24 protein-coding genes and 1 other annotated feature are annotated in these 24,486 nt (G+C 52.6%); of the genes, 20 read left to right on the top strand and 4 right to left on the bottom strand.

All coding sequences use genetic code 11. The annotated features are described in order from the left end of the window. The first annotated feature begins 3 nt into the window (after positions 1-3). The 6 genes from C4885_RS02780 to C4885_RS02755 all read left to right on the top strand — a co-directional run bounded on the left by C4885_RS02780 (position 4) and on the right by C4885_RS02755 (position 7,166). The gene (locus C4885_RS02780; protein WP_003508256.1) at positions 4-270 is read left to right on the top strand and encodes a DUF4315 family protein; all 267 of its coding nucleotides are present in this window, start codon (positions 4-6) and stop codon (positions 268-270) included. Next, entirely contained in the window at positions 260-991 is a 732-nt protein-coding gene (locus C4885_RS02775) for a DUF4366 domain-containing protein (protein ID WP_008979753.1), read from the top strand. Before C4885_RS02780 ends, C4885_RS02775 begins: the two co-directional genes overlap by 11 nt. Next, on the top strand, positions 988-3,063 hold the full coding sequence (locus tag C4885_RS02770) for a type IA DNA topoisomerase (RefSeq protein WP_008979754.1): 2,076 nt from the start codon (positions 988-990) through the stop codon (positions 3,061-3,063). The genes C4885_RS02775 and C4885_RS02770 overlap by 4 nt, the downstream gene beginning before the upstream one ends. Continuing rightward, positions 3,060-3,428, top strand: coding sequence for a cysteine-rich VLP domain-containing protein (locus C4885_RS02765; RefSeq protein ID WP_044492000.1), 369 nt, complete (start codon positions 3,060-3,062; stop codon positions 3,426-3,428). The genes C4885_RS02770 and C4885_RS02765 overlap by 4 nt, the downstream gene beginning before the upstream one ends. 125 nt (positions 3,429-3,553) lie before the next feature. Then, positions 3,554-6,952 (top strand): YodL domain-containing protein, encoded by a 3,399-nt coding sequence (locus C4885_RS02760; protein WP_008979755.1) that lies wholly within the window; start codon positions 3,554-3,556, stop codon positions 6,950-6,952. A gap of 4 nt (positions 6,953-6,956) precedes the next feature. Next, entirely contained in the window at positions 6,957-7,166 is a 210-nt protein-coding gene (locus tag C4885_RS02755; RefSeq protein ID WP_008979756.1) for a transposon-transfer assisting family protein, read from the top strand. Positions 7,167-7,367: 201 nt separating this feature from the next. Here the strand turns inward: C4885_RS02755 and C4885_RS02750 are convergent, their stop codons facing one another. From C4885_RS02750 to C4885_RS02740, 3 genes are all read right to left on the bottom strand, one after another. Next, positions 7,368-8,702 (bottom strand): relaxase/mobilization nuclease domain-containing protein, encoded by a 1,335-nt coding sequence (locus C4885_RS02750; protein ID WP_008979757.1) that lies wholly within the window; start codon positions 8,700-8,702, stop codon positions 7,368-7,370. Next, entirely contained in the window at positions 8,663-8,992 is a 330-nt protein-coding gene (gene mobC, locus C4885_RS02745; protein WP_008979758.1) for a plasmid mobilization relaxosome protein MobC, read from the bottom strand. Before mobC ends, C4885_RS02750 begins: the two co-directional genes overlap by 40 nt. 201 nt (positions 8,993-9,193) lie before the next feature. Continuing rightward, positions 9,194-9,550: a helix-turn-helix transcriptional regulator gene (locus tag C4885_RS02740; RefSeq protein WP_002584957.1), complete on the bottom strand. Its 357-nt coding sequence runs from the start codon at positions 9,548-9,550 to the stop codon at positions 9,194-9,196. Positions 9,551-9,936: 386 nt separating this feature from the next. Between C4885_RS02740 and C4885_RS02735 the strand changes: the two genes are divergently transcribed. The 11 genes from C4885_RS02735 to C4885_RS02680 all read left to right on the top strand — a co-directional run bounded on the left by C4885_RS02735 (position 9,937) and on the right by C4885_RS02680 (position 18,221). Further along, on the top strand, positions 9,937-10,122 hold the full coding sequence (locus tag C4885_RS02735) for a cysteine-rich KTR domain-containing protein (protein WP_003431289.1): 186 nt from the start codon (positions 9,937-9,939) through the stop codon (positions 10,120-10,122). A gap of 16 nt (positions 10,123-10,138) precedes the next feature. Beyond that, positions 10,139-11,122, top strand: coding sequence for a 23S rRNA (adenine(2503)-C(2))-methyltransferase RlmN (rlmN, locus tag C4885_RS02730; RefSeq protein ID WP_002584956.1), 984 nt, complete (start codon positions 10,139-10,141; stop codon positions 11,120-11,122). A 473-nt stretch (positions 11,123-11,595) separates the two neighbouring features. Then, positions 11,596-12,033 carry a sigma-70 family RNA polymerase sigma factor gene (locus C4885_RS02725; RefSeq protein ID WP_002604474.1) on the top strand — a complete coding sequence of 146 codons (438 nt, stop codon included), beginning with the start codon at positions 11,596-11,598 and terminating at the stop codon, positions 12,031-12,033. Beyond that, on the top strand, positions 12,017-12,259 hold the full coding sequence (locus C4885_RS02720; protein WP_002604473.1) for a helix-turn-helix domain-containing protein: 243 nt from the start codon (positions 12,017-12,019) through the stop codon (positions 12,257-12,259). Before C4885_RS02725 ends, C4885_RS02720 begins: the two co-directional genes overlap by 17 nt. Before the next feature lie 207 nt (positions 12,260-12,466). Beyond that, positions 12,467-12,994, top strand: coding sequence for a DUF6870 family protein (locus tag C4885_RS16930; protein WP_231311547.1), 528 nt, complete (start codon positions 12,467-12,469; stop codon positions 12,992-12,994). A gap of 94 nt (positions 12,995-13,088) precedes the next feature. After that, positions 13,089-14,771: a recombinase family protein gene (locus tag C4885_RS02705; RefSeq protein WP_008979761.1), complete on the top strand. Its 1,683-nt coding sequence runs from the start codon at positions 13,089-13,091 to the stop codon at positions 14,769-14,771. Positions 14,772-14,856: 85 nt separating this feature from the next. Beyond that, positions 14,857-15,228, top strand: a complete 372-nt coding sequence (locus C4885_RS02700) for a GNAT family N-acetyltransferase (RefSeq protein WP_242979458.1) — start codon at positions 14,857-14,859, stop codon at positions 15,226-15,228. A 122-nt stretch (positions 15,229-15,350) separates the two neighbouring features. Next, positions 15,351-15,740, top strand: a complete 390-nt coding sequence (locus tag C4885_RS02695; protein ID WP_113998920.1) for a hypothetical protein — start codon at positions 15,351-15,353, stop codon at positions 15,738-15,740. 46 nt (positions 15,741-15,786) lie between these two features. Beyond that, a complete protein-coding gene (locus C4885_RS02690) occupies positions 15,787-17,166 on the top strand; it encodes a CCA tRNA nucleotidyltransferase (RefSeq protein ID WP_158538787.1) in 1,380 nt (459 codons plus the stop codon). Beyond that, entirely contained in the window at positions 17,163-17,540 is a 378-nt protein-coding gene (gene acpS, locus C4885_RS02685; RefSeq protein ID WP_113998918.1) for a holo-ACP synthase, read from the top strand. The genes C4885_RS02690 and acpS overlap by 4 nt, the downstream gene beginning before the upstream one ends. A gap of 291 nt (positions 17,541-17,831) precedes the next feature. Then, positions 17,832-18,221, top strand: a complete 390-nt coding sequence (locus C4885_RS02680; RefSeq protein WP_113998917.1) for a type II toxin-antitoxin system PemK/MazF family toxin — start codon at positions 17,832-17,834, stop codon at positions 18,219-18,221. Positions 18,222-18,400: 179 nt separating this feature from the next. Here C4885_RS02680 and hemW read toward each other — a convergent pair whose 3' ends face one another. After that, positions 18,401-19,483, bottom strand: coding sequence for a radical SAM family heme chaperone HemW (hemW, locus tag C4885_RS02675; RefSeq protein ID WP_113998916.1), 1,083 nt, complete (start codon positions 19,481-19,483; stop codon positions 18,401-18,403). A gap of 326 nt (positions 19,484-19,809) precedes the next feature. Here hemW and C4885_RS02670 point away from each other — a divergent pair, with 326 nt between their 5' ends. The 3 genes from C4885_RS02670 (at position 19,810) to pheT (ending at position 24,435) form a co-directional block, all read left to right on the top strand. Then, positions 19,810-20,535: a Bax inhibitor-1/YccA family protein gene (locus C4885_RS02670; protein ID WP_113998915.1), complete on the top strand. Its 726-nt coding sequence runs from the start codon at positions 19,810-19,812 to the stop codon at positions 20,533-20,535. Between the two features lie 108 nt (positions 20,536-20,643). After that, positions 20,644-20,890: a binding site (T-box leader), on the top strand. Positions 20,891-20,977: 87 nt separating this feature from the next. Next, a complete protein-coding gene (gene pheS, locus C4885_RS02665) occupies positions 20,978-22,000 on the top strand; it encodes a phenylalanine--tRNA ligase subunit alpha (protein WP_113998914.1) in 1,023 nt (340 codons plus the stop codon). 14 nt (positions 22,001-22,014) lie between these two features. After that, positions 22,015-24,435, top strand: coding sequence for a phenylalanine--tRNA ligase subunit beta (pheT, locus tag C4885_RS02660; RefSeq protein ID WP_113998913.1), 2,421 nt, complete (start codon positions 22,015-22,017; stop codon positions 24,433-24,435). The last annotated feature ends 51 nt before the right edge of the window (positions 24,436-24,486 follow it).

Here is a 24,486-nt window from a genome sequence, read left to right as displayed (position 1 = left end):
TCTATGGCAAACACGAAACTTGACCGTATCGAACGGGATATTGAGAAAACGAGGGCGAAAATCCTTGAATACCAAAAAAGGCTGAAAGACCTTGAAGCGCAGAAAATCGAGGAAGAAAACGCGCAGATCGTTCAAATGGTGAAAGCGGTACACCTTGACGGGGCGCAGCTTGCCGCGTTCCTCTCCGCTTACGCCAGCGGCGAAATTGCCTTGCCGCAGCCGGACGCAGACTATACCGACGAACAGGAGGAAACCGAAGATGAAGCATAAAAAACTGTTCCGCAGCGTTACCGCTTTGCTTGCCGCCCTTGTACTCATGGGCGGCTTTTCTGTTACCGCTTTTGCGGGCGGCGGTGATGTGAGCGACGAGCCGCCTACCCCCGTAACCGAAACCGAGCCGGAAGAAACGACGGGCGGCTATGAGCCGCAGCCCTTAACGCCGGAGGGCAACATGAGCCTTGTGGACGACATAACGGGCGAAGCGTCCGGCGATAAACAGTTTATTACCGTCGTTACGAAAAACGGAAACTATTTTTACATCATCATTGACCGAGCCGAGGACGGAGAAAACACCGTCCATTTCCTCAATCAAGTTGATGAAAAAGACCTTTTGCAGCTTATGGAGGACGAACAGACCGAAACCCCCGCTTGTAGCTGTACTGAAAAATGCGTTGCCGGAAGCATCAACACCGATTGCCCCGTTTGCAGCGTCAACATGAGCGAGTGCGCGGGCAAGGAAGCCGAGCCGGAGCTGGAAGAAACCGAGCAGCCGGAGCCGGAGGAAGATAAAGGCGGCGGCATGGGCGGTGCTATTCTGCTTGTCGTGCTGCTTCTTGCCGCAGCGGGCGGCGGCGCGTTCTATTACTTTAAGATTATGAAGCCCAAAAAGGACGCGGCAAAAGGCAGCAGCAACCTTGACGATCTCGACTTTGACGAGGACGACGAGGACGCGGAAGAATTAGAAACCGAGCAGGAGGACGAGGAAGTATGAAACTTGTAATTGCAGAGAAACCGAGCGTCGGGGCGGCGATTGCCGCCGTACTTTGCGCGAATGAAAAGCGCAGCGGATATTTTGAGGGCAGCGGCTACCTTGTGTCCTGGTGTATCGGGCATTTGATTAGCCTTGCGGACGCGGCGACCTACAACGAGCAGTACCGAAAATGGAAGTATGACGATCTCCCCATTGTCCCGCAGGATTGGCAGTTTATCGTTGCCAGCGGCAAGGAGCAGCAGTTTTCCGTACTCAAAGACCTTATGCACCGCAGCGACGTTTCCGAGATTGTCAATGCGTGCGACAGCGGGCGCGAGGGAGAACTCATTTTTCGATTTGTCTACGAACAGGCAAATTGCAAAAAGCCCTTTTCCCGCCTTTGGATTAGCAGCATGGAAGAAAGCGCAATCCGCGAGGGCTTTTCAAACCTCAAAGACGGGCGCAGCTATGACAACCTCTATCAATCCGCGCTTTGCAGAGCAAAGGCAGATTGGCTTGTCGGGATTAACGCGACCCGCCTTTTCTCTATCCTCTATCACAAAACGCTGAATGTCGGCAGAGTGCAAACGCCCACCCTTACCATGCTGGTAAACCGCGACTATGCGATCAGCAGCTTTAAGAAAGAAAAATATCATGTTGTCCGTCTGGACGCGGGCGGTGTTTCGGCTTTGTCCGAAAGACTGAACGACGAAGCGGCAGCGCAGCAGATGAAAGCGGCTTGCGAGAAATCGCAAGCCGTTTGTACTTCCCTCAAAAAAGAGAAAAAGACCGTTGCCCCGCCGAAGCTGTTTGACCTTACCGCGTTACAGCGCGAAGCTAACCGCCTGTATGGATTTACGGCGAAACAGACCCTTGATTATGCGCAAGCCCTCTATGAAAAGCGGCTTTTGACCTATCCCCGCACCGACAGCAAATATATCACTTCCGATATGCAGGACAGCACAAAGGAACTCATTACCGGGCTTTGTTCGCTGCTTCCCTTTATGCGGGACGTGAAGCTGCAAGCAGACCTTATAAGGGTTTGCGACAACAGCAAAGTAACCGACCACCACGCTATTTTGCCGACAGCCGAGTTTTTGAAAGCGGGCTTTGCTTCCCTTGCCGACAGCGAAACAAAACTTATGACCCTTGTGTGTGCAAAGCTGCTTTGCGCCGCAGCCGCGCCCTATGCGTATGAAGCGGTTACGGCGGTTTTCACTTGCGGCGGCTATACCTTTACCGCAAAGGGCAGGACAACGCTTTGCGAGGGTTGGCGTGAGATTGAAAGATTATCCCGCGCCGCGTCCGAGGAACAGGACGAGGACGCAGAGCCGGAAGCGGTTTTGCCCCCGCTTACCGAGGGACAGACCTTTGAAAATACCGCAGCGGAGATCTCCGAGCGTTACACGCAGCCCCCAAAAGCATATACCGAAGATACGCTTCTGTCCGCTATGGAGAACGCGGGCAAGGAGGAAACGCCGGAGGACGCGGAACGCAAGGGATTAGGCACCACCGCGACGCGGGCGGGTATCATTGAAAAGCTCATTTCAGCGGGCTTTGCCGAGCGCAAGGGCAAGAAGCTAATCCCCACAAAGGACGGGTATAACCTTGTCGCCATTCTGCCCGAAAGCCTTACGTCCCCGCAGCTTACGGCAGAATGGGAAACGCGCCTTACCGGGATTGCAAAGGGCAGCGACAGCCCCGCCGACTTTATGCGAGGGATTGAGGAAATGACAGCGGGGCTTGTCAAGACCTATTCCGCGATTTCCGAGGATAAAGCAAAACTGTTTACCCCGCAGCGGGAAGCAATCGGAACTTGCCCCCGTTGCGGCGCGGCGGTTTACGAGGGCAAGAAAAACTACTACTGTTCCGACAGGGCGTGCAGCTTTGTCATGTGGAAAAATGACTTGTTCTTTCAGCAGCGCAAAAAGACTTTCACAAAGGCGATTGCCGCCGCCCTTTTGAAAGACGGAAAGGTAAAAATCAAGGGTATGTACTCCACCAAAACGGGAAAGACCTTTGACGGGGTTGTGCTGCTTGCCGACACAGGCGGCAAGTATGTAAACTTCCGCGTCGAGCAGAACCGAAAATGATTAGGCTTGATGAAAAGCAGTATCGAGCCGTTAAGAAAATGGCCCGAGCCGCGTGCGCCAACAATGATTGCGGGAACTGTCTGCTATTGGACGACGGGGAAACTTGCGTTTGTGTGCAGAGTATCAGCTATTCGCTGTTATGCCGTTATTTCCGCGAAGCGGTTTTACCCGCAGACAGGCAGCTATGCGAACAGATCACCCGCAGCGGGGAAACCGATTTGAAGCGTTGCGCGGTATGCGGCAGCACGTTTGCGGCGGGCAGCAATCGGGCGAAATACTGTCCCGATTGTGCGGCAAAGATACGCCGCAGGCAGAAAGCGGAAAGCGAGAGAAACAGGCGTTTACGGATAAAAATAACTACATAGCAAGCACAGCAAACGAGTACCCGTTTGCGAGAAATACCCGCGCTGCTCTATGGGAAGCGCGGGCATTTTGCTTGTTGGGATAGTCCCAAACCCTTAAAAATCGAGAAAGGACGTGATGAAACAATATGCCGTATTCTTCATACGACCATGACAAATTGGAAACCGCCGAAACCATGCGGATAGAACGCCGGATATATTTTGAAGCAAAGGACGGGGATATTGCCCCCTATGTTTCTTTGCCGCTGGAACAGCTACACGCCATGCGTGAGGAAAGCGCGGCAGCGGAACAGGCGATTTTTAACGATCTCTCAACCCGCGCCGCCGCTTGGGAACAGCAGGCGGGAAAAACGCTTTTGCTTGACAAAGCGATTGAATACACAAGGACAACCGTTGTGCAGCACACTTCTAACGAGTGGCAGAAAGGCGAATATGACCGATATACCCGCAGCAACCGGGTATATCAGATGAACTACCACATTTACGAGAACACCCGTTACGACAGGGAGAAGCAGCAAAGCGTCCCTTACTCTTATTCTCTCACATGGGGCGTTTATACCAACAGCCCGAACAGGAACGGGCAAGCGAAGATTGCCGGACAGGACAGAAAGGTTTTTTCCGATAAGGCGGCTATGGAAAAGTATCTGAATGGACGTATCAAAGCATACGACCGTCTGTTTACGGAAATCTCCCCGCCTATCCCGCAGGAGTACGCCGAGCATTTCAAAGTAAACGGTATGCTTTTACCGGGCTATACCATTGAGGGTGAGGAACCCCCGCAGCAGCAGCCACAGGCGGCAGCTATCCCCGAAACTACCGGGCAGCAAAAGGAGCGTGAACACATGAGCGAACAGTTTTCTATTATGATTGGCAACCGCAGCCGTTTTGAAGCGGGCGACCCCGGCGGTTATTGGCTGGATATGCCCGCCACAAAGGAGCAGTTACAGACCGCTATGCAGAGCGTCGGCATTACCGCCGATAACCCGCAGGATTTTTCCATTCGCGGCTATTCCGACGACCCAGAGAAACATATTGCTTTGCCTTATGAAATGGTATGCGCCGCCGACGTGGACGAACTCAATTTTCTTGCGGCGCGGCTCGAACAGCTTGACCCCGCCGAGGTTGGCAAGCTGAACGCAGCTTTGCAGCAGAAAAACGGGCTTGCAAATATCGGACAGGTAATTGACTTCACCTACAACGTGGATTTTTACGTCCATATTCCCGAAGTACATACCTACCGCGATTTGGGCGACTATTACTTAAATCAATCCGGCATGGTACAAATGCCCGAAGAATGGAAAGGCGGCATTGACCTTACTACTTTTGGCAGGAACGCCGCCGCGCAGGAAAAAGGCGCGTTTACCGAATACGGCTATATCGTGGAAAGCGGCGACGAGTGGGAACGGCAGTTTGAGGGGCGCGAAGTGCCGGAGGAATACCGCATTATGAGTTACCCGCAGCCGGAGCGCGGCGAACAGGACAAAGCCTATATGGACGCAGCCGAAACGCAGCAAGCAGCCGTACAGACCGCAGAGCCGCAGCAGCCCCGCCCCGTCGTGCCGATTATCCTTTCTTCTGAAAAACCCGGCGACAAGGTAAAGGAGATCACCGCCCGTCTGGAACAGGGCATACAAGCGATTTTTGACAGCGACCGCTACAAAGAGTTTTTAACGGCTATGTCAAAGTTTCACGATTACAGCTTGAATAACACTATCCTAATCGCCATGCAGGGCGGCAATTTGGTAAAGGGCTATTCACAATGGCAGAAAGAGTTTGACCGCCATGTGAAAAGCGGCGAGAAAGGTATTAAAATCTTTGCCCCCGCACCTTACAAGGTAAAAAAGCTGGTGGATAAAATCGACCCCGACACAAGAAAGCCCATACTTGACAGCGAGGGAAAGACGGTTAAGGAAGAAAAGGAAGTTACCGTTCCCGCCTTTAAGGTTGTAACCGTCTTTGACATTTCGCAGACCGAGGGCAAGGAGTTTCCCGACCTCTCCGTCAAACCGCTGCTTGCCGATGTGGAACAGTACGAGGACTTTTTCGCTGCCCTTGAAAAAGCGTCCCCCGTTCCGATTGCTTTTGAGCAGATCACAAACGGCGCAAACGGATATTTCAGTTTGACCGATAAGCGAATTGCTATCAAAGAGGGTGTGAGCGAGCTGCAAGCGGTTAAGACCGCCATTCACGAAATCGCCCATGCGAAGCTGCATGACGTGGACTTAAACGCCCCGCTGGAGGAACAAAACCGCGTTGACCGCCGCAGCCGCGAGGTACAGGCTGAAAGCGTTGCCTATACGGTGTGTCAGCATTTCGGGCTTGATACGTCGGATTACTCTTTCGGGTATGTTGCCGGGTGGAGCAGCGGCAAGGAAATGACCGAATTAAAAGCGTCCCTTGAAACGATACAGGCAACCGCAAAGGAACTCATTACCGAGATCGAGGGGCATTTTACCGAATTGCAGCAGCAGCGGCAAGCCGAGCAGGAGCAGGAAGCGAAAACAAAAGAAACCTTGCTTCTCAACGGCAAGGAGGACAGCTACGGGATTTATCAGTTAGCCCGCAGAGAGGAAACTATGGATTTGCGCTTTGAGCCTTTCGACCGTCTGCAAGCAACGGGGCATTTCGTTGACCGGGCAAATTATGAACTCGTCTATACCGCACCGCTTACAAAGGATATGACGCTTGGCGGCATTTGGGAAAAGTTTAATATCGACCGCCCCGCCGACTTCAAGGGGCATAGCCTTTCCGTTTCCGACATTGTTGTGCTTCATCAGAACGGCGAGAACACCGCCCATTATGTAGACAGCATAGGTTTTCAGCAGGTGCCGGAGTTTTTACAGGAGCAAGCGCAGCAGACCCCCGTATTTGATAAGCTATCTCCCGAACAGCAGCAAGCCCTATCCGATACCGTAAAAGATACGCTGCAACTGCTTGTAGACGCAGACAAGCGGATTTATGGCGACGTTACGGGCAAGACCCTTGAAGCAATCGCGGCGCAAGGGTATTCCTACAAGGGCGGGCAGCTTGAAAAGCAGCAGCCGGAAGCGACCCCCGAAAGCCTTATGACGGGCGAAACCGTCAGAACGCCGCGAGGGAACTTTTACATTACCGACATGAGCCGCGAACAGATCGAAGCGGCGGGCTTTGGTTTTCATCATGCGTCGGAGGACGGGAAGTATCTCATTATGGGAAATGGCACACAGGCTTATGCCATAGCCGCCGAGCAGCCGCAGCGGGATAATCCCTTAAAGCACGTTGAGGACATTGTAGAGCAGAACGACAACAACTTTGACGGGATTATCAATAATACGCCGCAAACGCCCACCGTCGCGGATTTGGAGCAGCGGGCAAAGGCGGGCGAAGCGATTTCCGTTACCGACCTTGCGAAAGCGGTAAAAGCCGAGAAACGGGAGCAGCCGCAAAAGAAACCGTCCATTTTGAAGAAGCTGGACGAGTACAAGAAACAGGCGGCGCAGCAGCCGAAAGACAAGCAGAAAGAGCAGAAAAAGGATTTGGAGGTTTGATAGTATGAATATCCGCTTTACCATTGAGGAAGAAAACATAATTGCGATTTACGCCGAGGACAGCCGGGAAACAACGCTTGAAAATATCCTTGCCGCCATGCCCTATATGGACGAGGATATGCGCCAGCTTGCCGCCGCAGCGGTGAAAAAGCTGCAAGCCATGACGGACAGCGAGTTTTCCGAACGGGAGTTTATCTTGACCGACGAGGAATAGCCCATAGAAAACAGGGGCGCGGTTGCCGATTTCCGGCACCGCGCCCCTGTTCTTTTTTTGTCCTTGCGTGGACAATTAGAAAGCTGTTTTTGCGGGTTTGAATATAAAGTATCGTCTATGCCGTTTCCCCGCGCTGGAAGCCGCAGAAACACAGGCGTTTTCAGCCCTTAATGTTCCACTTGCTACCCCTTGTTTTGCGCCTTATCGCTCCTGCTCCCGCGCCTTGCTTTGGGACGGGTAAAGAATACTATCGACGTTCTTTTTGACAACGCCGTACTCCTGCATTTGCTTTTTCGCTTGGCGGTAATCCTCATACAATTTGCTTTTCCTGTCGTTTAAGCCGCTATACTCCTTGCGCAGCGCGGCGAGATCGGGCAGCTTCTTTATCTGCATTTCCCGGAGTGCCCTTGCCGCAGCTTCAAACAGGATAATTTCGCTTTCATGCCCCCGCAGATACTTTTCCTTGTCCCGCGATTTCTTGTATTCCTCGTAAATCGGTTTTAATTGTCGGTATGTGGTGGTGTGCTTGATAAGCAGCGATAAATCGGACATACGCTGTTCCACTTCCTTAACCGCCCTTGCCGCCGCGTCATGGGCGGTCATAATATCCGCGATTTTGCTTTCGAGGTCGCTGTAATATTCAATCTTGTTTTCGGTCAAGAAGTTCATGCTTTTTGCAGCCTGTTTCAGATTATGGATTTTCGCCCACCGTTCATAGCCCGCCGATTGTTGGGCTTTAATGCTGTTTTCAATATCGACGACAAGCCGGATTTTCTTATCTTCCCGCAGCGGCTTTGACTTGGCAATATATACGCCCTTGATACGCTCCTTTATGGCTTCTTCCGTATAGGCCGCGCCGAGCGTCTTTGCGCGGGTAAACCGTTCCTGTCCGGCAGCGCGGAAAGAAATATATTTGCCCTGTTTGATTTCATACCCCATTTCCTGCAAACGGCGCAGCAGTTCGTCAAAATCTTTGACTTGGGGAATGAGGGTATCTATCGCCGTTTTCAGCTTGGCTTTGTAGCTTGTTCCTTGCTTTTCGGCGGTGTATTCCGCATAGCTTTTCCCTTTGTCCTGTCCCGGCACGACGACGGATAGCCCATGCTCTTTACATATCCTGTCGCTGGTGCGTCGGATAGCGTGATAGCTTTGCTTGTTGGAATGATACTTTTTGTAGTCAACGAAGCTAACCGCGTTGAAAATCAAGTGATTATGCAGATGGTCTTTATCGACGTGGGTTGTCAAAACAAACTCATACTTGCCGCCTAACACCGCTTGCGCAAGTTCCATGCCGATTTTGTGCGCTTCTTCCGGCGTGGTTTCGCCTACCGCAAAGGATTGTATCAAGTGCCGCCCTAAATGTGTGCCGCGATCTCCGGCAGCTTCCCGCGTCCATGCAAACTCTATATCGGCGGTTTCCAGCCCGCAGCCGAAAGAGGACGCAAGCAGCTTTCCGTCTGTCTTTTCGGGATTTAAGATATAGTCTATTGCGGCCTTTAAGGTTGATTTAATAGGGTGCGTCTTTGTAACCGCCATATCTCGTCCACCGCCTTTTTTATATCCTCAATGTCCTGCTGGTAAACCGCCCCCGTCGCGTTGGCGCGTTTGGCAATTTGATTGATGTTCCGGCTCACCGCTTGCAGTTCCCGGATATATGCTTTCGTGTCGCTTCGGTCAATGACAAGGATATACCCGTCAATCGCCATTTTGCGGAAGTATGCCCCATACTGCTTTATGGGAAGCTGCTTCATCTTCTCGTCGATCAGCCGCTTTTCTTCTTCCGTAACGTAAAACTTCATTTGGATATTTCTCTTTCGGTTTTCCATTTCCGCGCCGCCTTTCGGTATAAGGGTTTGGGATTATCCCAACAAGCATTTTTCGCAAACGGGTACTCGTTTGCTGTGCTTGCTATCTACTCCATACCCCTACCGAAAGGCGGTATTTGTTGCGCATTCCCTTGATTTTGGACGCAAAAAAAGATTGCAGCCGCCATGCGCTGCAATCTCCCGATTTCTCATATTGTGAGGTTAATCCTCTGCTTTTTCGACTTCCGTTATCTCCCTTGCTGTTGCGGTTACAATCCGTATGCCTTTATCGCTCATACCGTCCAGCAGCGCGTCAAGCTGCCGCCGCCCGGTGGATTTCTCCGCATTGCTGTTCGGGAAGAAAAATTGATCTACCGAAATATGATACCGGGTTACAAGGTCATAGAATACCTGTAAACTCGGCTGTTGTCCCTTGTTCTCGATATTCGCAAGGTAGCGCGGGGAAATATATAACTCGTCGCTTACCTTTTTGCGGCTCTCGCCGTATTCATTTCTCGCGGCTTTTATAGCTGCCCCGAAAGCCTTAAAGTCGTACAATGGTACGGGTCTTTTTGCCATTTTCATTCACCCTGTTACATTTTACAGTTCACCTTTCTTTTTGGATATGTCCACACAATTCATATCATTAGGTTAAATACTTCCTGTTGTGTATTGACAGTAGACTGATTTTCTGATAAAATAAAATTTATGTAAAAGGAGGCGGCGTTTATGTTGCATAGCATGCGTATTAGATAAGCATTGAAAAAAAGGATTTTCCCATTTTCAACATGGGCTTTTTTGTCATGCTTATTTTGCGGATGCTATACAAAAAACTAACGACGTATAGATATAGTGCAAGCTATGCCTTAGTTTTGTTGTACTGCTCTGTGCATTATAAATGCAGGTCAATGCTCATGTTGAGGATTGACCTGCATTTTTTGTGTAAAAAGGACGAGTGAAATATAATGCTTAAAAAATATTGGATAAAATGTCCGATTTGTAACGGAAAGACGAGAGTTCAAGTATTTCATAATACTGTATTAAAAGATTTTCCTCTTTTCTGCCCTAAATGCAAATTGACGCATATCATTGATGTAGAAAAATTAGAGATTGTAATCAAAAATACAGAAAAACAAACTTTTATTATTTAGAAGAAAGGATATAAAAATGAAACGTTTACCTAAATATACGCCTGCGGAAGTACGGAATGATCCATACGGATTTACTTACAAAGAAATGTCGGAAGTTATTGGCGAGAATGAAGCAAAAGCCTTATATGAAGAATTATATAAGCAATTACCACGCAAAAAAAATCTATCAATGTTGGTAAAAAATATTTGCAAAAGCAGTGATACTGAAAAGTATGTTTACGAACTGAAAGACAACAAATACATTGAAACGGTTTTTATCAAGCGGCGAGATGGTGGAACTGTTTGCGTGAGCACACAAGTCGGTTGTCCTGTTGGTTGTATTTTTTGTGAGTCCGGGCGAAATGGCTTTGTTCGTAATCTAACATCGTCAGAAATCGTACAACAGATTATATTGTTGCGTCGAAAAGTAAACCGTATCGTTTTTATGGGTATGGGAGAGCCTTTATTCAATTATGACAACTTGATAAAAGCAATCCATATTCTCCGAGATAGATATGGGCTCAACTTTCCAACCGACGGCATTACCATATCAACAGTTGGTCCGGTCGATCAATTAAAAAAATTGCGCGAGGAACATCTTAAAATTCAGTTGACAATATCTTTACACGCAGCAACACAATCTGCAAGAAATCGTATTATTCCTCACATGCGCATATATGCTATTGAAGATGTTGTTAAGCAAGCCTTATCCTATTCTGAAAGGCATAATCGCAAAATTGTCTTTGCGTATTTGCTTTTACCGGGTATAAATGACCGGCCCTCAGATGTAAGACAACTTGCAAAATGGTTTCGGGGCAAAAAAGTTATGATTAACGTGTTACAATACAACCCAACAAGCAATTCAAGAATTAAAGCACCACAGAAACGGGAAATAGTTGCATTCAAACATCAATTAGAGCAAGCAGGACTTGAAGTTACTATGAGAGTTTCTCATGGCAGAGAGATTAACGCGGCTTGTGGACAGTTAGCTAACACATATAATAAATTCAAAAAAAAATGATTAAAAGTGCCAGACGCATAGACGCAGAGCCGATAACGCATTAGGTCAAAAAACCTATGTGTTATCGGCTTTTTTATTTAATATTGCGCAAAAGCCGCTGTTCCCTATTATAGAATGGATTGCGGGTAGTGTATTAAAGTCGCCCTTTTTTAAGGATACGGCGGTATCGGGGAGGTATCGCCGTGTCCATTTTTATTTACTGTAACCCGCCTAATGCTTTGCGGTCAAAAAAAGCTATGCTCCGCAAGCGGGATATTCCGGCTATGAATGTGAACTGTCAATACATTTAGCTACTGCTTACATTTCCTTTGCGCCCGTCCGCGTCTTGCGGACGGGCGCATTTTGCTTTTTTCAACTTTTTTCTGAAAAGCGCACTCAAGAGCCATCTCCCGAACGGGTACGGAGCGAAAGGGGCAGAGAGGACAAGCCCTTAACTCCCGTCCTCTACTCCACGCGGGAAGGAGGTGAACTCTATGGAGCTATCTTCTTCCGACAAGGAAAGAATACAACATCAGTACGACGCATTAGCAAAGAAAACTTTGGTCGGCGAAGCGAAAAGCCACCGCCGCACTCTTGCGAAACGCGCAGCACGCGAAGTTACTTTTTCGGATTTGAGCGAAAGCGAACTCGCGCAGCTTTTCACAACGGACGAATACGAAAGCGATTATTTCCGTTTTCAAGTGTCCGGCTTTGATGTACTCGTCAAAAATGAACTGCTTGCCGAAGCCCTTAACGCTTTGCCCGAAAGGAAACGCGACATTATCCTTTTGTCCTACTTCTTGGATATGAGCGACGCGGAAATTGGCGAACTGCTGAATGTTGTACGCACGACGGTTTTCCGGCACAGGAAATCCGCGCTTGCGAAAATCAAACAGTATTTGGAGGGAAAAGCAGATGATGAATACCGTTAGGAAGTCTGAAAATCTGTTGCCGTTCCCTGTCATTTCCGCAGCGGCAAACGGCGACACAACCGCCATGTGCGCGATCTTGAAGCACTACGAGGGTTACATAGCGAAACTTTGTACCCGCACGCTGAAAGACGACGCGGGCAATACCTATTCCTATGTGGACGAGGAAATGCGTAACAGGCTGCAAGTGCGCCTTATTACCCGCACCCTTGCTTTTCATGTAGGATAATCTTTTAGCCCATGCGGGGAGCGTGTCCCCTTTCCACGCTTCCCGTTATGGGCTATTTGTCGTTCCGCAAAAGCATATCCGCTGTTGATGTGCTTTTGCAGGCCGACAAAGCCTATTGTTCTTTGACAAAGAAAGCGGCCTTTGGTGCGCAGCATAACAGGCAAACGGGTACATTCCGTCTGTACCGAGCCAGTCGGCGGGTACGCCATGACAGCTTTTCCCCTACGGGGAAAAGTCGAGCGACAACTACCGCGCCGTAAAACAGGTTTAGCAGCTTGTGGGCGACGACATACAAGGCGGCACAATGATACTCCCGCGTTGAACACCCTCAAAGTATTGCGCGGCGCACCCATAAGCATGGGCCGGGGTGAAACTCCCGTGAGGTTGCAGCTAACAACCGCCCGTTTCAGCCTTATTTCTCATATCGTACAAGCCGGAGCGCATATTCTGTACTATGCCGCTAACCGGGAGGGAAAGAAGATGATTACCAAGTTACAACTTCAACAAATGAGAAATGTTGATATTACACAGGTTGACCGCAGCACTTTGGTTGATATTCGTAATATCCATATTGACAGTTCTTTGCCAGCAGCAAAAAAAATGCAAAGCTACTTGGAGCAGATCGTCAATCCGTATTGTTTTCTTTGCGGCGATACGCCCGTAAGAATACGGTTTGTCGCAGAGGATAGAACGCTAAAGCAATCATTGTGCGATTACTTTTTAAGTCTGAAATAACCGCCGACTTTCCCTAACTCTATGGGTAAGACCTTGTGATTACGGGGCGAAAATGGTATAATTAACTCGTAATTATAGGGGGAAAGGAGGTATAATGCCCCGCATACGCAAAGACAAAATGGCACGCAGTTATGCAGAGCCGTTTTGGAAAATTGGGCTATACATTCGACTATCCAGAGAGGACGACAACGAGGACGAAAGCGAGAGTGTTATCAACCAAGAAAAGATACTCCGCGACTTTGTAGACAGCTATTTTGAGCCGGGAACCTATGTGATTGTAGACGTGTTTGCCGACGACGGATTGACAGGCACCGACACAGCGCGACCAAACTTCAAACGGCTTGAGGGCTGCATTGTCCGAAAAGAAGTAAACTGCATGATTATCAAATCCCTTGCACGCGGTTTCCGCAACCTTGCCGACCAGCAAAAGTTTTTAGAGGAGTTCATACCCATTAACGGTGCAAGGTTTATTTGCACAGGCACACCATTTATTGACACTTACGCAAATCCCCATTCTGCAAGCGGCCTTGAAGTACCTATTAGGGGAATGTTCAACGAGCAGTTTGCCGCGACCACTTCCGAAGAAATCCGCAAAACATTCAAGATGAAACGGGAGCGCGGCGAGTTCATAGGCGCGTTTGCCCCTTACGGCTACAAGAAAGACCCAAACGACAAAAACAGCTTGATTGTAGATGAAGAAGCAGCGGAGGTTGTCAAAAGCATTTACCATTGGTTTGTCAATGAGGGGTACAGTAAAATGGGGATTGCAAAGCGGCTTAACCAAATGGGAGAGCCGAACCCCGAAGCCTATAAGAAGAAAAAAGGCTTTAAGTATAACAACCCTAATTCCGACAAAAACGATGGTTTGTGGTCTGCCAGCACGATTGTAAGGATATTGCAAAATGAAGTTTATACGGGCGTAATGGTGCAAGGCCGTAATCGCGTAATAAGCTACAAAGTACACAAGCAGATCAACGTCCCCGAAGAAGAATGGTTTGTCGTCCCCAACACACACGAAGCGATTATTGACAGGGAAACATTCGAGAAAGCGCAAGCCCTACATAAGCGCGACACAAGGACAGCCCCCGGCAAACAGGAAGTCTATCTCATGTCCGGCTTTGTCCGTTGCGCGGATTGCAAAAAGGCCATGCGGCGCAAAACCGCCCGCGATATTGCCTACTACTCTTGCCGCAGCTACACCGATAAGAAGATTTGCAGCAAACATTCTATCCGGCAAGACAAGTTGGAAAACGCGGTATTGGCAGCGTTGCAAATGCAAATTGCCCTTGTAGATCGGCTTGCAGAAGAAATTGAACGGATTAACAACGCGCCTGTTATCAACCGGGAAAGCAAGAGATTATCCCATTCCTTGAAACAGGCAGAGAAGCAGCTAAAACAGTACAATGACGCTTCCGATAGCTTGTACCTTGATTGGAAAAGCGGTGAGATTACCAAAGAGGAATACCGCCGCTTGAAAGGCAAGATTGCAGAACAGATACAACAGCTTGAAGCGAACATCTCCTATCTGAAAGAGGAAATGCAGGTAATGGCTGATGGTATCGGAACCGACGACCCGTATCTAACCGCCTTTCTGAAATACAAAAACATTCAGAGCCTTAACCGCGGGATTATGGTTGAACTCGTAAAAGCGGTTTGGGTGCATGAGAACGGGGAAATAACGGTTGACTTCAATTTTGCCGACGAGTACCAGCGAATTATTGATTACATCGAGAATAACCACAACGTTATCCGAGTGATTGAGAACAAGGCAATCTAACGGCTTGCCTATTCAACACAAAGGAAAATCTAATGTTGTGCATAAATAAACGGCTCTACAGCTGGTGGAGGTATGGCAGCGCTCTGTGCAGGCAACCCACCTGTTTTTGTCTGCGCCGGAAATTGCCGCTATCCGTACTTATGTTCCGCAGGCCCTGTGCGGGGTGGAACACCTGATTGTTGCGCAGGATGAAAGCGGCACACCGGTCGGCTTTATGGGCGTGCAGGAGAACCGGCTGGAAATGCTCTTTCTGGAATCGGAGGCGCACGGCCAGGGCCTTGGTGCCCGCCTGCTGTGCCTTGGCATGGAGCAGTACGGCGTGAGTGAGCTGACCGTGAACGAGCAGAACCCGGCGGCAGCCGGTTTTTACCGGCACATGGGCTTTGCCGTATACCGCCGCAGGGAGCTGGATGAACAGGGCGGCCCGTACCCGATTTTGTATATGCGGCGGGGGTAAAGCACTGCTCGGCATTGCCCTACGGAGCGCGCGCCAAAATTCTTTCTATTCTTATGGCGTGCAGGCCTGTTTCGTGTTATACTGTATTCATATATTTATAAATGGAAAGGCAGAGAGTTATCATGTATCAGCAAGGCGATAAAATGCTGGAAGTGCGGGAGCTGCTTGTAAAAGCGTTTGCCACCGCGTGGAAAAACAGCGACCAGAGCACCGACCGCGATACTTACATCAACAGCAGCATTACCGTGATCGATTCCATGCAGGTGCAGCCGGAAATGATTTACGCCGAAGAAGGCCAGGGCCTGACCGACGGCGAGGAACTGGACCACCTGGCAGACCTGGTGCGTGCCGATGGCACCTGGGTGTATTACGGCGTTCCGGCGGAGAACTTTTTTATTGTTACCTGGATGCCGGATGCCGAAGCAGCTGAAGCTAAGATTGCCGCCCTGCGTGAGGAAGGCGATTGTGTGGCCTGCTGCGTAGACCTTGCCGAAGAATGGAACTTTGGCTGATAAACCACCGTGCGGCTGAAATACTTGCAGAGGGGAAGTGACCGCCTTGTCTGGCCATGAACCGCAAATCAAAATCAGCATTCCCGCGGCGGCATCCCGCCTGTTGGGGGCACTGCGCCGCGCCGGGTTTGAAGCCTATGTCGTAGGCGGCTGCGTGCGGGACAGCCTGCTGGGGCGTACCCCCGGCGATTGGGATATATGCACCTCTGCCAGACCGGAACAGGTGCGGACGGTGTTTTCCGCCTACCGCCAGATCTTAACGGGGGAAAAGCACGGCACCGTTGCCGTCATCGTGGGCGGCACCCCCTACGAAATCACCACCTACCGTGTGGATGGCCAGTACCATGACAGCCGCCACCCGGATGCCGTGCAGTTTGTGCCGCAGGTGCAGCCGGATCTTGCCCGGCGGGATTTTACCATCAACGCCATGGCTTATGCCCCCGGCGAGGGACTGATCGACCTGTACGGCGGCCGCAGTGACCTGCACGCCTGCCTGATGCGCTGCGTGGGCGACCCGGAAGAACGTTTTGCCGAGGACGCCCTGCGCATCCTGCGCGCGGTGCGGCTGGCCGCCCAGCTGGATTTTGCTCTGGAGGAAGCCACCGAGCGCGCCGCGCTGGATATGCGGCAGAGCATCCAGAATATTTCCGCCGAGCGCATTTATACCGAGCTGGATAAGCTGCTGGCCGCCCCCGCTGCGGGCAAAGTGCTGAGCCGCTATGGCAGGATTCTTGCCGGGGCGGTGCCGGAGATTGAGCCATGCATCGGCTGCACCCAGCCGGGGCGCTGGCACTGCTATGATGTGTGGCAGCACACCGCAGTGGCGGTGGAACTGCTGGATGTGGCGGGCATGGACGATAAAAATGCCCGCATTCTGCGGTGGAGTGTTTTTCTGCATGATCTGGCCAAGCCGGAATGCCGCACCGTCGGCCCGGACGGCGCGGCGCATTTCCCCGGCCACAACCAGGCCGGAAGTAAAATGGCGCGCAGCATCCTGCTGCGGCTCAAGGCGCCTACTTATCTTGTGGAAAGCGCCAGCGCACTGGTTGCTATCCACGATGGTGCCCTGCCCAGCGATGATGCCGGCATCCTGAACATGCTGAACCGCTATGGTGCCGCATTTTTGCAGCGCCTTTGCCGCCTGAAGCTCGCGGATCTTGCCGCCCATGCCCGCAATGCGGGAGTGATGCAGCGCGAACAGCAGGTGCGCGCTTTTGAGGGACGGATGCTGGAACTTTCGGCTACCGCCTGTTATACGGTAGGACAGCTTGCCGTGAACGGGGCCAGCCTGATGGATGCAGGCATCACCCCCGGTCCCGCGGTGGGTAAGGCGTTGAACACCTTGCTGCGCGCCGTGATGGAGGGCCGCCTGCCCAACGAGAAAGCTGCCCTGCTGGCTGCGCTGGAAAAGGAGGGCCTGCTGTGATTTACGGCATTGGCACAGACCTGTGTGATGTGGGCCGGATTGAAAAGAGCATTGCCCGCCCGGCATTTTTGCAGCATGTGTATACCCCGGCGGAGCAGGAGCTCATTGTCGCCCATACGGGCAAGAAGCAGGCGGAAACCGCCGCGGCCAACTTTGCTGCAAAAGAAGCATTTTTGAAAGCCTGCGGCACCGGCCTTTCCGGGTTCTCCATGGCGGAAATCGCCGCCCTGCGCCAGCCAAGCGGTGCGCCTTACCTGGAATTTACCGGTAAAGCCGCCCGTTTCATGGCGCAGAACCATTTGCAGGCTCATTTGAGCTTGACCCATGAGGCCGGCCTTGCCGGTGCGTTTGTGGTGTTGGAACGGGTGGAGTGATACATGGTTTGCCGCAAGCAGTAAAGCACGGCAAATCATTTGTGTGGTTTGCGGTACATTTCAAGGCCCCTCCCCGCCGCATGGAAACCTTGCTGATTGCAGCAAACGCTGCAAATCATTTGTAGGGGACGATGCTTGCTGTCCCGCATGTTGGGCATATGGCAACCACTTGCATTCCCCGCCAGATAGAATCGCAATGCTTTTTTGCCCCACCGATTCATGATTAAAATAAAGCCTCCCTGCTTATACTGTAAACAGAACGCATTGCAGTATCAGCAGGGAGGTTTTGTTATGGAAGTGCACAGAGGTGAAGTGTTTTACGCAGATCTCAGCCCGGTGGTTGGGTCGGAGCAGGGGGGAGTCAGGCCGGTACTTATCATTCAGAACGATATCGGCAACCGGCACAGCCCTACCGTGATCGCTGCCGCCATCACCAGCAGGCAGGATAAAAACCGCCTGCCCACCCATATCGGCGTGCGGGCCAACCGCTGCGGCCTGGCCAAAGACAGCATTGTGCTGACCGAACAAATTCGCACACTGGATAAACGCCGCCTGAGGGAGCGCGCCGGGCGCATTCCGGAAGATGACATGCGCCGCGTGGATGAAGCACTGGGTGTTTCGATGGGGCTGCACGACCAGCCAGTGGCCCAAAGCACCCATATGGACGGCGGATATTTTTGAGGCAACACCGCACAATTCCCGCCTTGCGGCTTAAGCACCGCTTCGGCGGCTGCGGCACGGCATCTGCGTTGCCAAAATGCTCGATAAGACACAAAGTATTATCTGCGCTTTTGGCTTAGCAGCTGCCGCACCTCGCTCGCCGTATCGGCACTTAGAATTATGCGGTATTGCCTTGAAAATCAAATCAGTTCTTCCAGAATGGCATTCTGCACGATCATGCCACTCGGCGTCAGCCGCAGGGTATCGCCATCCAGCACAGCATAGCCGCTGGCGGCGCAGTGGCGCAAAAATGCCATCTGGCCGGCATCGAACCGAACGCCGTACCGGGCCGCATACTCGGTCAGATTCAGCCCGCTGCAAAGGCGCAACTGCATGATCAGGTAATCCTCGGCGTTGCAGGGGCCTTCGTACTGCTCTTGAACAGTCCCGGCAATAAAAGCAGCGGTGTCATTGGGCCAAAAGCGGCGCACACTGCCCAGGCAGCTGTGGGCCGCCGGACCAATGCCCCAGTAATCTTTACAGTTCCAATACAGCAGATTGTGCCGCCCTTCGTGGCCGGGGCAGGCAAAGTTGCTGATCTCGTATTGCCGGTAGCCCTCCTGCGCCAGACGCTGCACGGCGTACAGGTAAAACTCCGCGGCGGCGTCGGCATCCGGCAGGCCCGGCGGCGGGGTGCGGCCAAAGGCGGTGCCGGGCTCGATCTTGAGCAGATAGGCCGAAATATGGGTGCAGCCACCCGCCTGCAGCAGGGCAAGGGTTTTATCAAACTCCGCGATGGAATAATAGGGCAGCGCCAGCATAATATCCCCGCAGATCTCCCGGAAGCCTGCCTCCCGCGCCCAGGCAAACGCCTGCGCGGCGGCAGCAGCGGTGTGGGTGCGGCCCAGGCGGCGCAACTGGGCGTCGTCTGCGCTCTGTACCCCAAAGCTGATGCGGGTTACCCCGGCGGCTGCAAAACCAGCCAGATTTTCCGGCGTCACTACATCGGGGTTGGCTTCCAGCGTGATCTCTGCACCCGGCAGCGGGGCGGCGGCTTTGATCAGTCGGTGCACCTGGTCCGGCCGCAGCAGGGCGGGGGTGCCGCCGCCAAAATATAACGTGTCCGGTCTGCGGGAGCTTTTGGAAAGTTCGCGCAGCAGTGCGGTTACATATTCATCCGGCACCCCGCGCGTGCCGGGGGCAGAGTAAAAATCACAATAGCGGCATTTGCTGCGGCAGTAAGGGATGTGCAGGTAAATGCCGTAAGTATCGGGGTTGGGCAAGGCATGGCTCCTTATCTTGCAAAAATGATAGAATTCCGTTAAGGCAACACCGCACAATTCCCGCCTAACGGCTTAAGCACCGCTCCGGCGGCTGCGGCACGGCATCTGCGTTGCCAAAATGCTCGATAATACACAAAGTATTATCTGCGCTTTTGGCTTAGCAGCTGCCGCACCTCGCTCGCCGTATCGGCACTTAGAATTATGCGGTATTGCCTTAAAATAGGGCAGGAACGGAAAAGTGTAATAGAGAATTCACATATCGATAACACATTTCACTCAATACAGAGTATATAATAGAATCAGCCAAAAAGAAAGGGGTCTGTTTTATGGACCAGAAATATTATAATATCTCCTATGCCGAAAGTCCGTTCGGCACGTTAAGCCAGTATATGACCCGCACCTACAGCTGGATGGCCGCCGGTTTGCTGGTTACCTTTGCAACGGCATTGCTTACCGTTACCACCCCGCTGTTTGAGCTGATGTTCAGCACCGGCCTGGTATTCCTCCTGAGTATTGCGGAGCTGGTGCTGGTTGCGGTTCTGTCCGCCAGGGTGGAACGCCTGCAGCCCACCACCGCAACGGGGCTGTTCTTCGCCTATGCGGTGCTGAACGGCATCAACCTGAGCACCTACTTTATCATCTATGATCTTTCCACGCTGATTCTGGCGTTCCTGGTTGGTACCGTGTACTTTGGCGTTATGGCTGTTTACGGTGCCCGAACCCAGCGCGATTTGAGCGGCTGGGGTATCAACCTGATGGGTGCTTTGATTGCCATTATTTTGACCAGCCTGGTGGGCGGCCTGATCGGCATGCTGACCGGCGCGGGCTTTGGCATGATGGATATCGTGCTTTGCGCGGTTTCGGTCCTGGTGTTTATGCTGTTCACGGCTTATGACACCCAGAAGCTGAAGTACTATTACGCCTACTATGGCGGCGATGCTTCCATGCTGCACAAATCCTCCATCATCGGCGCACTCAGCCTGTACCTGGATTATATCAACATCTTCCTGTATATCGTCCGCATCGTGGGCCGTTCCCGCCGCAACGACTGATCGGTTTTGATAATTTGAAAAAAGGGCGCTGTTCCGCAAGGGGCAGCGCCCTTTTTGCTGTGCGTCCAGGGTTGACAAAAAAGGCCAAACGGCCTATAATGCTTTATGTTAAACGCATTGACGGAGAAAGTATGCCTGCAAACTTAGCACAGAGAGGGCGGCCATCGGCTGTAAGCCGCCCCGAAAGCCTGCTGGCAGAAGTTCGCTCCTGAGCGGCCTGTGTGAACCCTGCATTGCAGCCATTAGCGCGGGACGGTCTGCCCCGTTACAAAGCATCGAGTGCCGCCAGACATGGTTTGGCGGAACACGGGTGGTACCGCGGAGTGTAAATGAATGTTACAGCTTCGTCCCTGATTTTACCGTTCAGGGACGGGGCTTTTTTATTTTGTTTTGCAGCAAAAGCGAGCAGCCTTCGCCCCGTAAATCATCAAAGAGGTGCATTATGGAAGAAAAAATCGCCGCACTGCGCGCCGAGCTGGAAGCCGACCTTGCAGCAGTGCACAACAAAGATGAACTTTCCGCCTTTTGGCAGAAGTATCTGAGCAAAAACGGCAGTGTGACCGGACTGACCAAGTCCCTGCGCGATGTTCCCAAAGAGGAACGCCCCGCCGCCGGTAAAACCATCAACGAGTTCAAGGTCTGGGTGGAGGGCCAGTATCAGGCTGCTTCCGCCGAGATCGAAAAGGCCGAGCTTGCCGCCCGCAACAAGGCCGAAGCCGTGGATATCACCCTGCCCGGCACCCACCACGCCACCGGCGCACTGCATCCTATCACCCAAATTAAGAATGAGATCATTGATGTGTTTGCCGGCATGGGCTTTGAAATTTACGAAGGCCCCGAAATTGAGGACGATGACCACAACTTTACCCGCCTGAACGTACCCAAAAACCACCCGGCCCGCGATATGCAGGATACCTTCTATGTGGCGGATGACATTGTTCTGCGCACCCAGACCAGCGGCGGCCAGATCCGTGTGATGGATAAGGAAAAGCCCCCCATCAAGGTTCTGGTGCCCGGCCGCGTGTTCCGCTCTGACTCTGACGCAACCCACTCCCCGATGTTCCACCAGATGGAAGGTCTGGTTGTGGATAAGGGCATTACCCTGTGCGACCTGCAGGGCATGCTGGACCGCTTTGTGCAGGCTTTGTTTGGCCCGGAGGTCAAAACCCGCCTGCGCCCGTCCTATTTCCCGTTCACTGAGCCCAGTGTGGAGGTTGACGTAAGTTGCTTTGAATGCCACGGCAAGGGCTGCCCCCTGTGCAAGCACAGCGGCTGGATCGAAGTTCTGGGGGCTGGCGTTGTGCACCGCAGCGTGCTGGAAAACTGCGGCATTGACCCTGAGGTATACTCCGGCTTTGCTTTCGGTATCGGTATCGAGCGTATCGCCATGCTTAAGTACGGCATCAACAACATCGGCCTGATGTTCGAGAACGACCTGCGCTTCCTCGAACAGTTCAAGGGTTAAGGAGGGGAACAACAATGAAAGTACCATTCAGCTGGCTTAAACAGTATGTGGATATTGATGTTTCCGCCCAGGAGCTGGAAACCAAACTATTTGACTGTGGCTTTGAAGTAGAAGAACTCATCGACCTTGGCGCTGAAATCAGCAAGGTTGTTGTTGGCGTTGTGACCGAGTGCGTGCCCCAGGAGGGCACCCACCTGCATATCTGTAAGGTGGACTGCGGCGACTATGGCCATGATATTCAGATCTCCACCGGTGCGGCCAATGTATACGCCGGTATGCACACCCCCGCTGCTCTGGACGGCTCCACGCTGCCCGGAGGCATCAAGATCAAGGCAAAGCCCTTGATGGGCATTGAATCCAACGGTATGCTCTGCTCCGGCGAGGAACTGGGTCTGAACGAGGACCTGTACCCCGGCGCTGAGGTATACGGCCTGCTGGACCTGCCCAAAGATACCGTGCCCGGAACCCCCATTCAGCAGGTTGTTGGGTTGGATGATTATATCTTTGATATCTCCATCACCGCCAACCGTGCCGACTGCCAGAGCGTTCTGGGCATTGCACGCGAAGTTGCCGCTGTGCTGAACAAGCCCCTGAAAATGCCTGCCACCGATTACACCGTGAGCGATTACAAGGACCCGCGCCTGAGCATTACGGTGGAAGCACCGGACCTGTGCCCGCGCTACCTGGGCCACTATGTGCGCAACATCACCACCGGTGAATCTCCGCGCTGGATGCGCCGCCAGCTGGCCTTGTGCGGCCTGCGCAGCATTTCCAACGTGGTGGATATCACCAACTATGTCATGCTGGAAATCGGCCAGCCGATGCACGCCTTTGATATGGACACGCTGGAAAGCTGCCAGATCATTGTGCGCCGTGCCAAGAACGGCGAGAAGATCACCACGCTGGACAGCAAGGAGTTTACCCTGACCCCCCAGAACCTGGTCATCTGCGATGGTGAAAAGCCGGTTGCCCTGGCCGGTGTTATGGGCGGCCTGAACAGCGAGATCAAGCCGGAAACTACCCAGCTGCTGTTTGAATCTGCCAAGTTTGCCCGCGATAACATCCGCAAGACCGCCCGCGGCCTTGGCCAGAACACGGATGCTTCCGCCCATTACGAGAAGGGCATCAGCGAATATACCACCGAGCTGGGCATGGCCCGCGCCCTGCACCTGATCCAGGAGCTGGGCTGCGGCGAAGTGACCGCCACCGAGTTTGACTGCTCTGCCGGTGCTCCGCGTAAAGGCAAGCACTTCACCGCCCGCATCAGCGCCATCAACGCCATTCTGGGCATTACCGTGCCCACCGAGGAAATTTTGGCCATCCTGAAAAAGCTCAGCTTTGAAGTGACGATGGAAGCCGACGGTGACACCATGCAGGTGGTTGCTCCGCGCTACCGCGAGGATATCGAGATCGGCGAGCCGGACCTGGCCGAAGAAGTGATCCGTGAATATGGCTATGACCATATCACCCCCACCTTCCTGAAAGCTGCCCAGGTCACCACCGGGGGCCTGACGGCTGACCAGCACCGCCGCGATAAGCTCAAGAGCGCTATGTGTGCCCAAGGCTTCTATGAGGCTATGACGCTGGCATTCTATGCGGATGCCGACCTGGATGCCCTGCACATTGCCCCCGATGCACCGGAGCGCAATGTCATCCGCATTGTCAACCCCATCTCCTCCAACCTGACCATCATGCGCTCCCTGCTGGCACCCAGCCTGTTGAACGTGGCGGTTACCAATCTGAAAAAGGGCAACGCTGCCGGCCGTCTGTTTGAGCTTTCCAACATTTATGTGCCCAAACAGCTTCCGCTGACCGAACTGCCGGAAGAGCGCCTGCACCTGGGCTTTGTGGCCTTTGGTGAGCATGAGGACTTCTTTGCCGTTAAGGGCGCACTGGAAGACCTGGCTGCTTCCTTCGGCGTAACCTTTGAGGTGGAGCGTGCCGAGGATGTGCCTTACCTGCACCCCGGCATTGCCGCTTACATCCTGTGCAACGGCGTGCGTGTGGGCAGCTTTGGCAAGCTGGCCAACGATGTGCAGGCCGGTCTGGATCTGCCGCGTGACAGCCGCGCCAACCAGAAGATCTTCCTGGGCGAGATCGATTACGAGACGCTGGTGGCACAGCTGCCTGCCGGTCTGCGTTATCATCCGCTGCCGGAGTTCGATACCGTGGCCCGTGACCTGGCTCTGGTTGCTGACGAGGAAACCCCCTGCGGCACCATCATTGCCGAAATGAAGCGCGCCTGCAAGCAGCTGGCCGATGTGGAGCTGTTTGATATCTACCGCAGCGAAGCCATTGGCGCCGGCAAAAAGAGCATGGCGTTCACCTTGCACTTTGCACCGGAAAACAAAGCCCTGGAAGCTGCCGATGTGGACCGCTTTGTCAAGAAAATCCTCGGCAACCTCAAGTTCAAGCTGGGCATCGAGATCCGCTGAACTCTTTTGCCGCGTTCGCTGCCGCCCGGCGGTAAGCTGAACGCCTGAACG

Source organism: Subdoligranulum sp. APC924/74, assembly GCF_003324125.1.
GTDB lineage: Bacteria > Bacillota > Clostridia > Oscillospirales > Ruminococcaceae > Gemmiger > Gemmiger qucibialis.
Note: the sequence above shows the minus strand (reverse complement) of the source record. Positions and strands in the feature narration are given on the sequence as shown.

Bases quoted from the DNA above. Each gene is read 5' to 3' on its own strand.
- C4885_RS02725 (WP_002604474.1), top strand. From the start codon at position 11,596: ATGGAGCTATCTTCTTCCGACAAGGAAAGAATACAACATCAGTACGAC.
- C4885_RS02735 (WP_003431289.1), top strand. From the start codon at position 9,937: ATGCTTAAAAAATATTGGATAAAATGTCCGATTTGTAACGGAAAGACG.
- C4885_RS02750 (WP_008979757.1), bottom strand. From the start codon at position 8,702: ATGGCGGTTACAAAGACGCACCCTATTAAATCAACCTTAAAGGCCGCA.
- C4885_RS02695 (WP_113998920.1), top strand. From the start codon at position 15,351: ATGTATCAGCAAGGCGATAAAATGCTGGAAGTGCGGGAGCTGCTTGTA.
- C4885_RS02770 (WP_008979754.1), top strand. From the start codon at position 988: ATGAAACTTGTAATTGCAGAGAAACCGAGCGTCGGGGCGGCGATTGCC.
- rlmN (WP_002584956.1), top strand. From the start codon at position 10,139: ATGAAACGTTTACCTAAATATACGCCTGCGGAAGTACGGAATGATCCA.
- C4885_RS02705 (WP_008979761.1), top strand. From the start codon at position 13,089: ATGCCCCGCATACGCAAAGACAAAATGGCACGCAGTTATGCAGAGCCG.
- C4885_RS16930 (WP_231311547.1), top strand. From the start codon at position 12,467: ATGACAGCTTTTCCCCTACGGGGAAAAGTCGAGCGACAACTACCGCGC.
- C4885_RS02780 (WP_003508256.1), top strand. From the start codon at position 4: ATGGCAAACACGAAACTTGACCGTATCGAACGGGATATTGAGAAAACG.
- C4885_RS02740 (WP_002584957.1), bottom strand. From the start codon at position 9,550: ATGGCAAAAAGACCCGTACCATTGTACGACTTTAAGGCTTTCGGGGCA.
- C4885_RS02755 (WP_008979756.1), top strand. From the start codon at position 6,957: ATGAATATCCGCTTTACCATTGAGGAAGAAAACATAATTGCGATTTAC.
- C4885_RS02775 (WP_008979753.1), top strand. From the start codon at position 260: ATGAAGCATAAAAAACTGTTCCGCAGCGTTACCGCTTTGCTTGCCGCC.
- C4885_RS02720 (WP_002604473.1), top strand. From the start codon at position 12,017: ATGATGAATACCGTTAGGAAGTCTGAAAATCTGTTGCCGTTCCCTGTC.
- pheT (WP_113998913.1), top strand. From the start codon at position 22,015: ATGAAAGTACCATTCAGCTGGCTTAAACAGTATGTGGATATTGATGTT.
- C4885_RS02680 (WP_113998917.1), top strand. From the start codon at position 17,832: ATGGAAGTGCACAGAGGTGAAGTGTTTTACGCAGATCTCAGCCCGGTG.
- C4885_RS02765 (WP_044492000.1), top strand. From the start codon at position 3,060: ATGATTAGGCTTGATGAAAAGCAGTATCGAGCCGTTAAGAAAATGGCC.
- C4885_RS02760 (WP_008979755.1), top strand. From the start codon at position 3,554: ATGCCGTATTCTTCATACGACCATGACAAATTGGAAACCGCCGAAACC.
- C4885_RS02670 (WP_113998915.1), top strand. From the start codon at position 19,810: ATGGACCAGAAATATTATAATATCTCCTATGCCGAAAGTCCGTTCGGC.
- mobC (WP_008979758.1), bottom strand. From the start codon at position 8,992: ATGGAAAACCGAAAGAGAAATATCCAAATGAAGTTTTACGTTACGGAA.
- pheS (WP_113998914.1), top strand. From the start codon at position 20,978: ATGGAAGAAAAAATCGCCGCACTGCGCGCCGAGCTGGAAGCCGACCTT.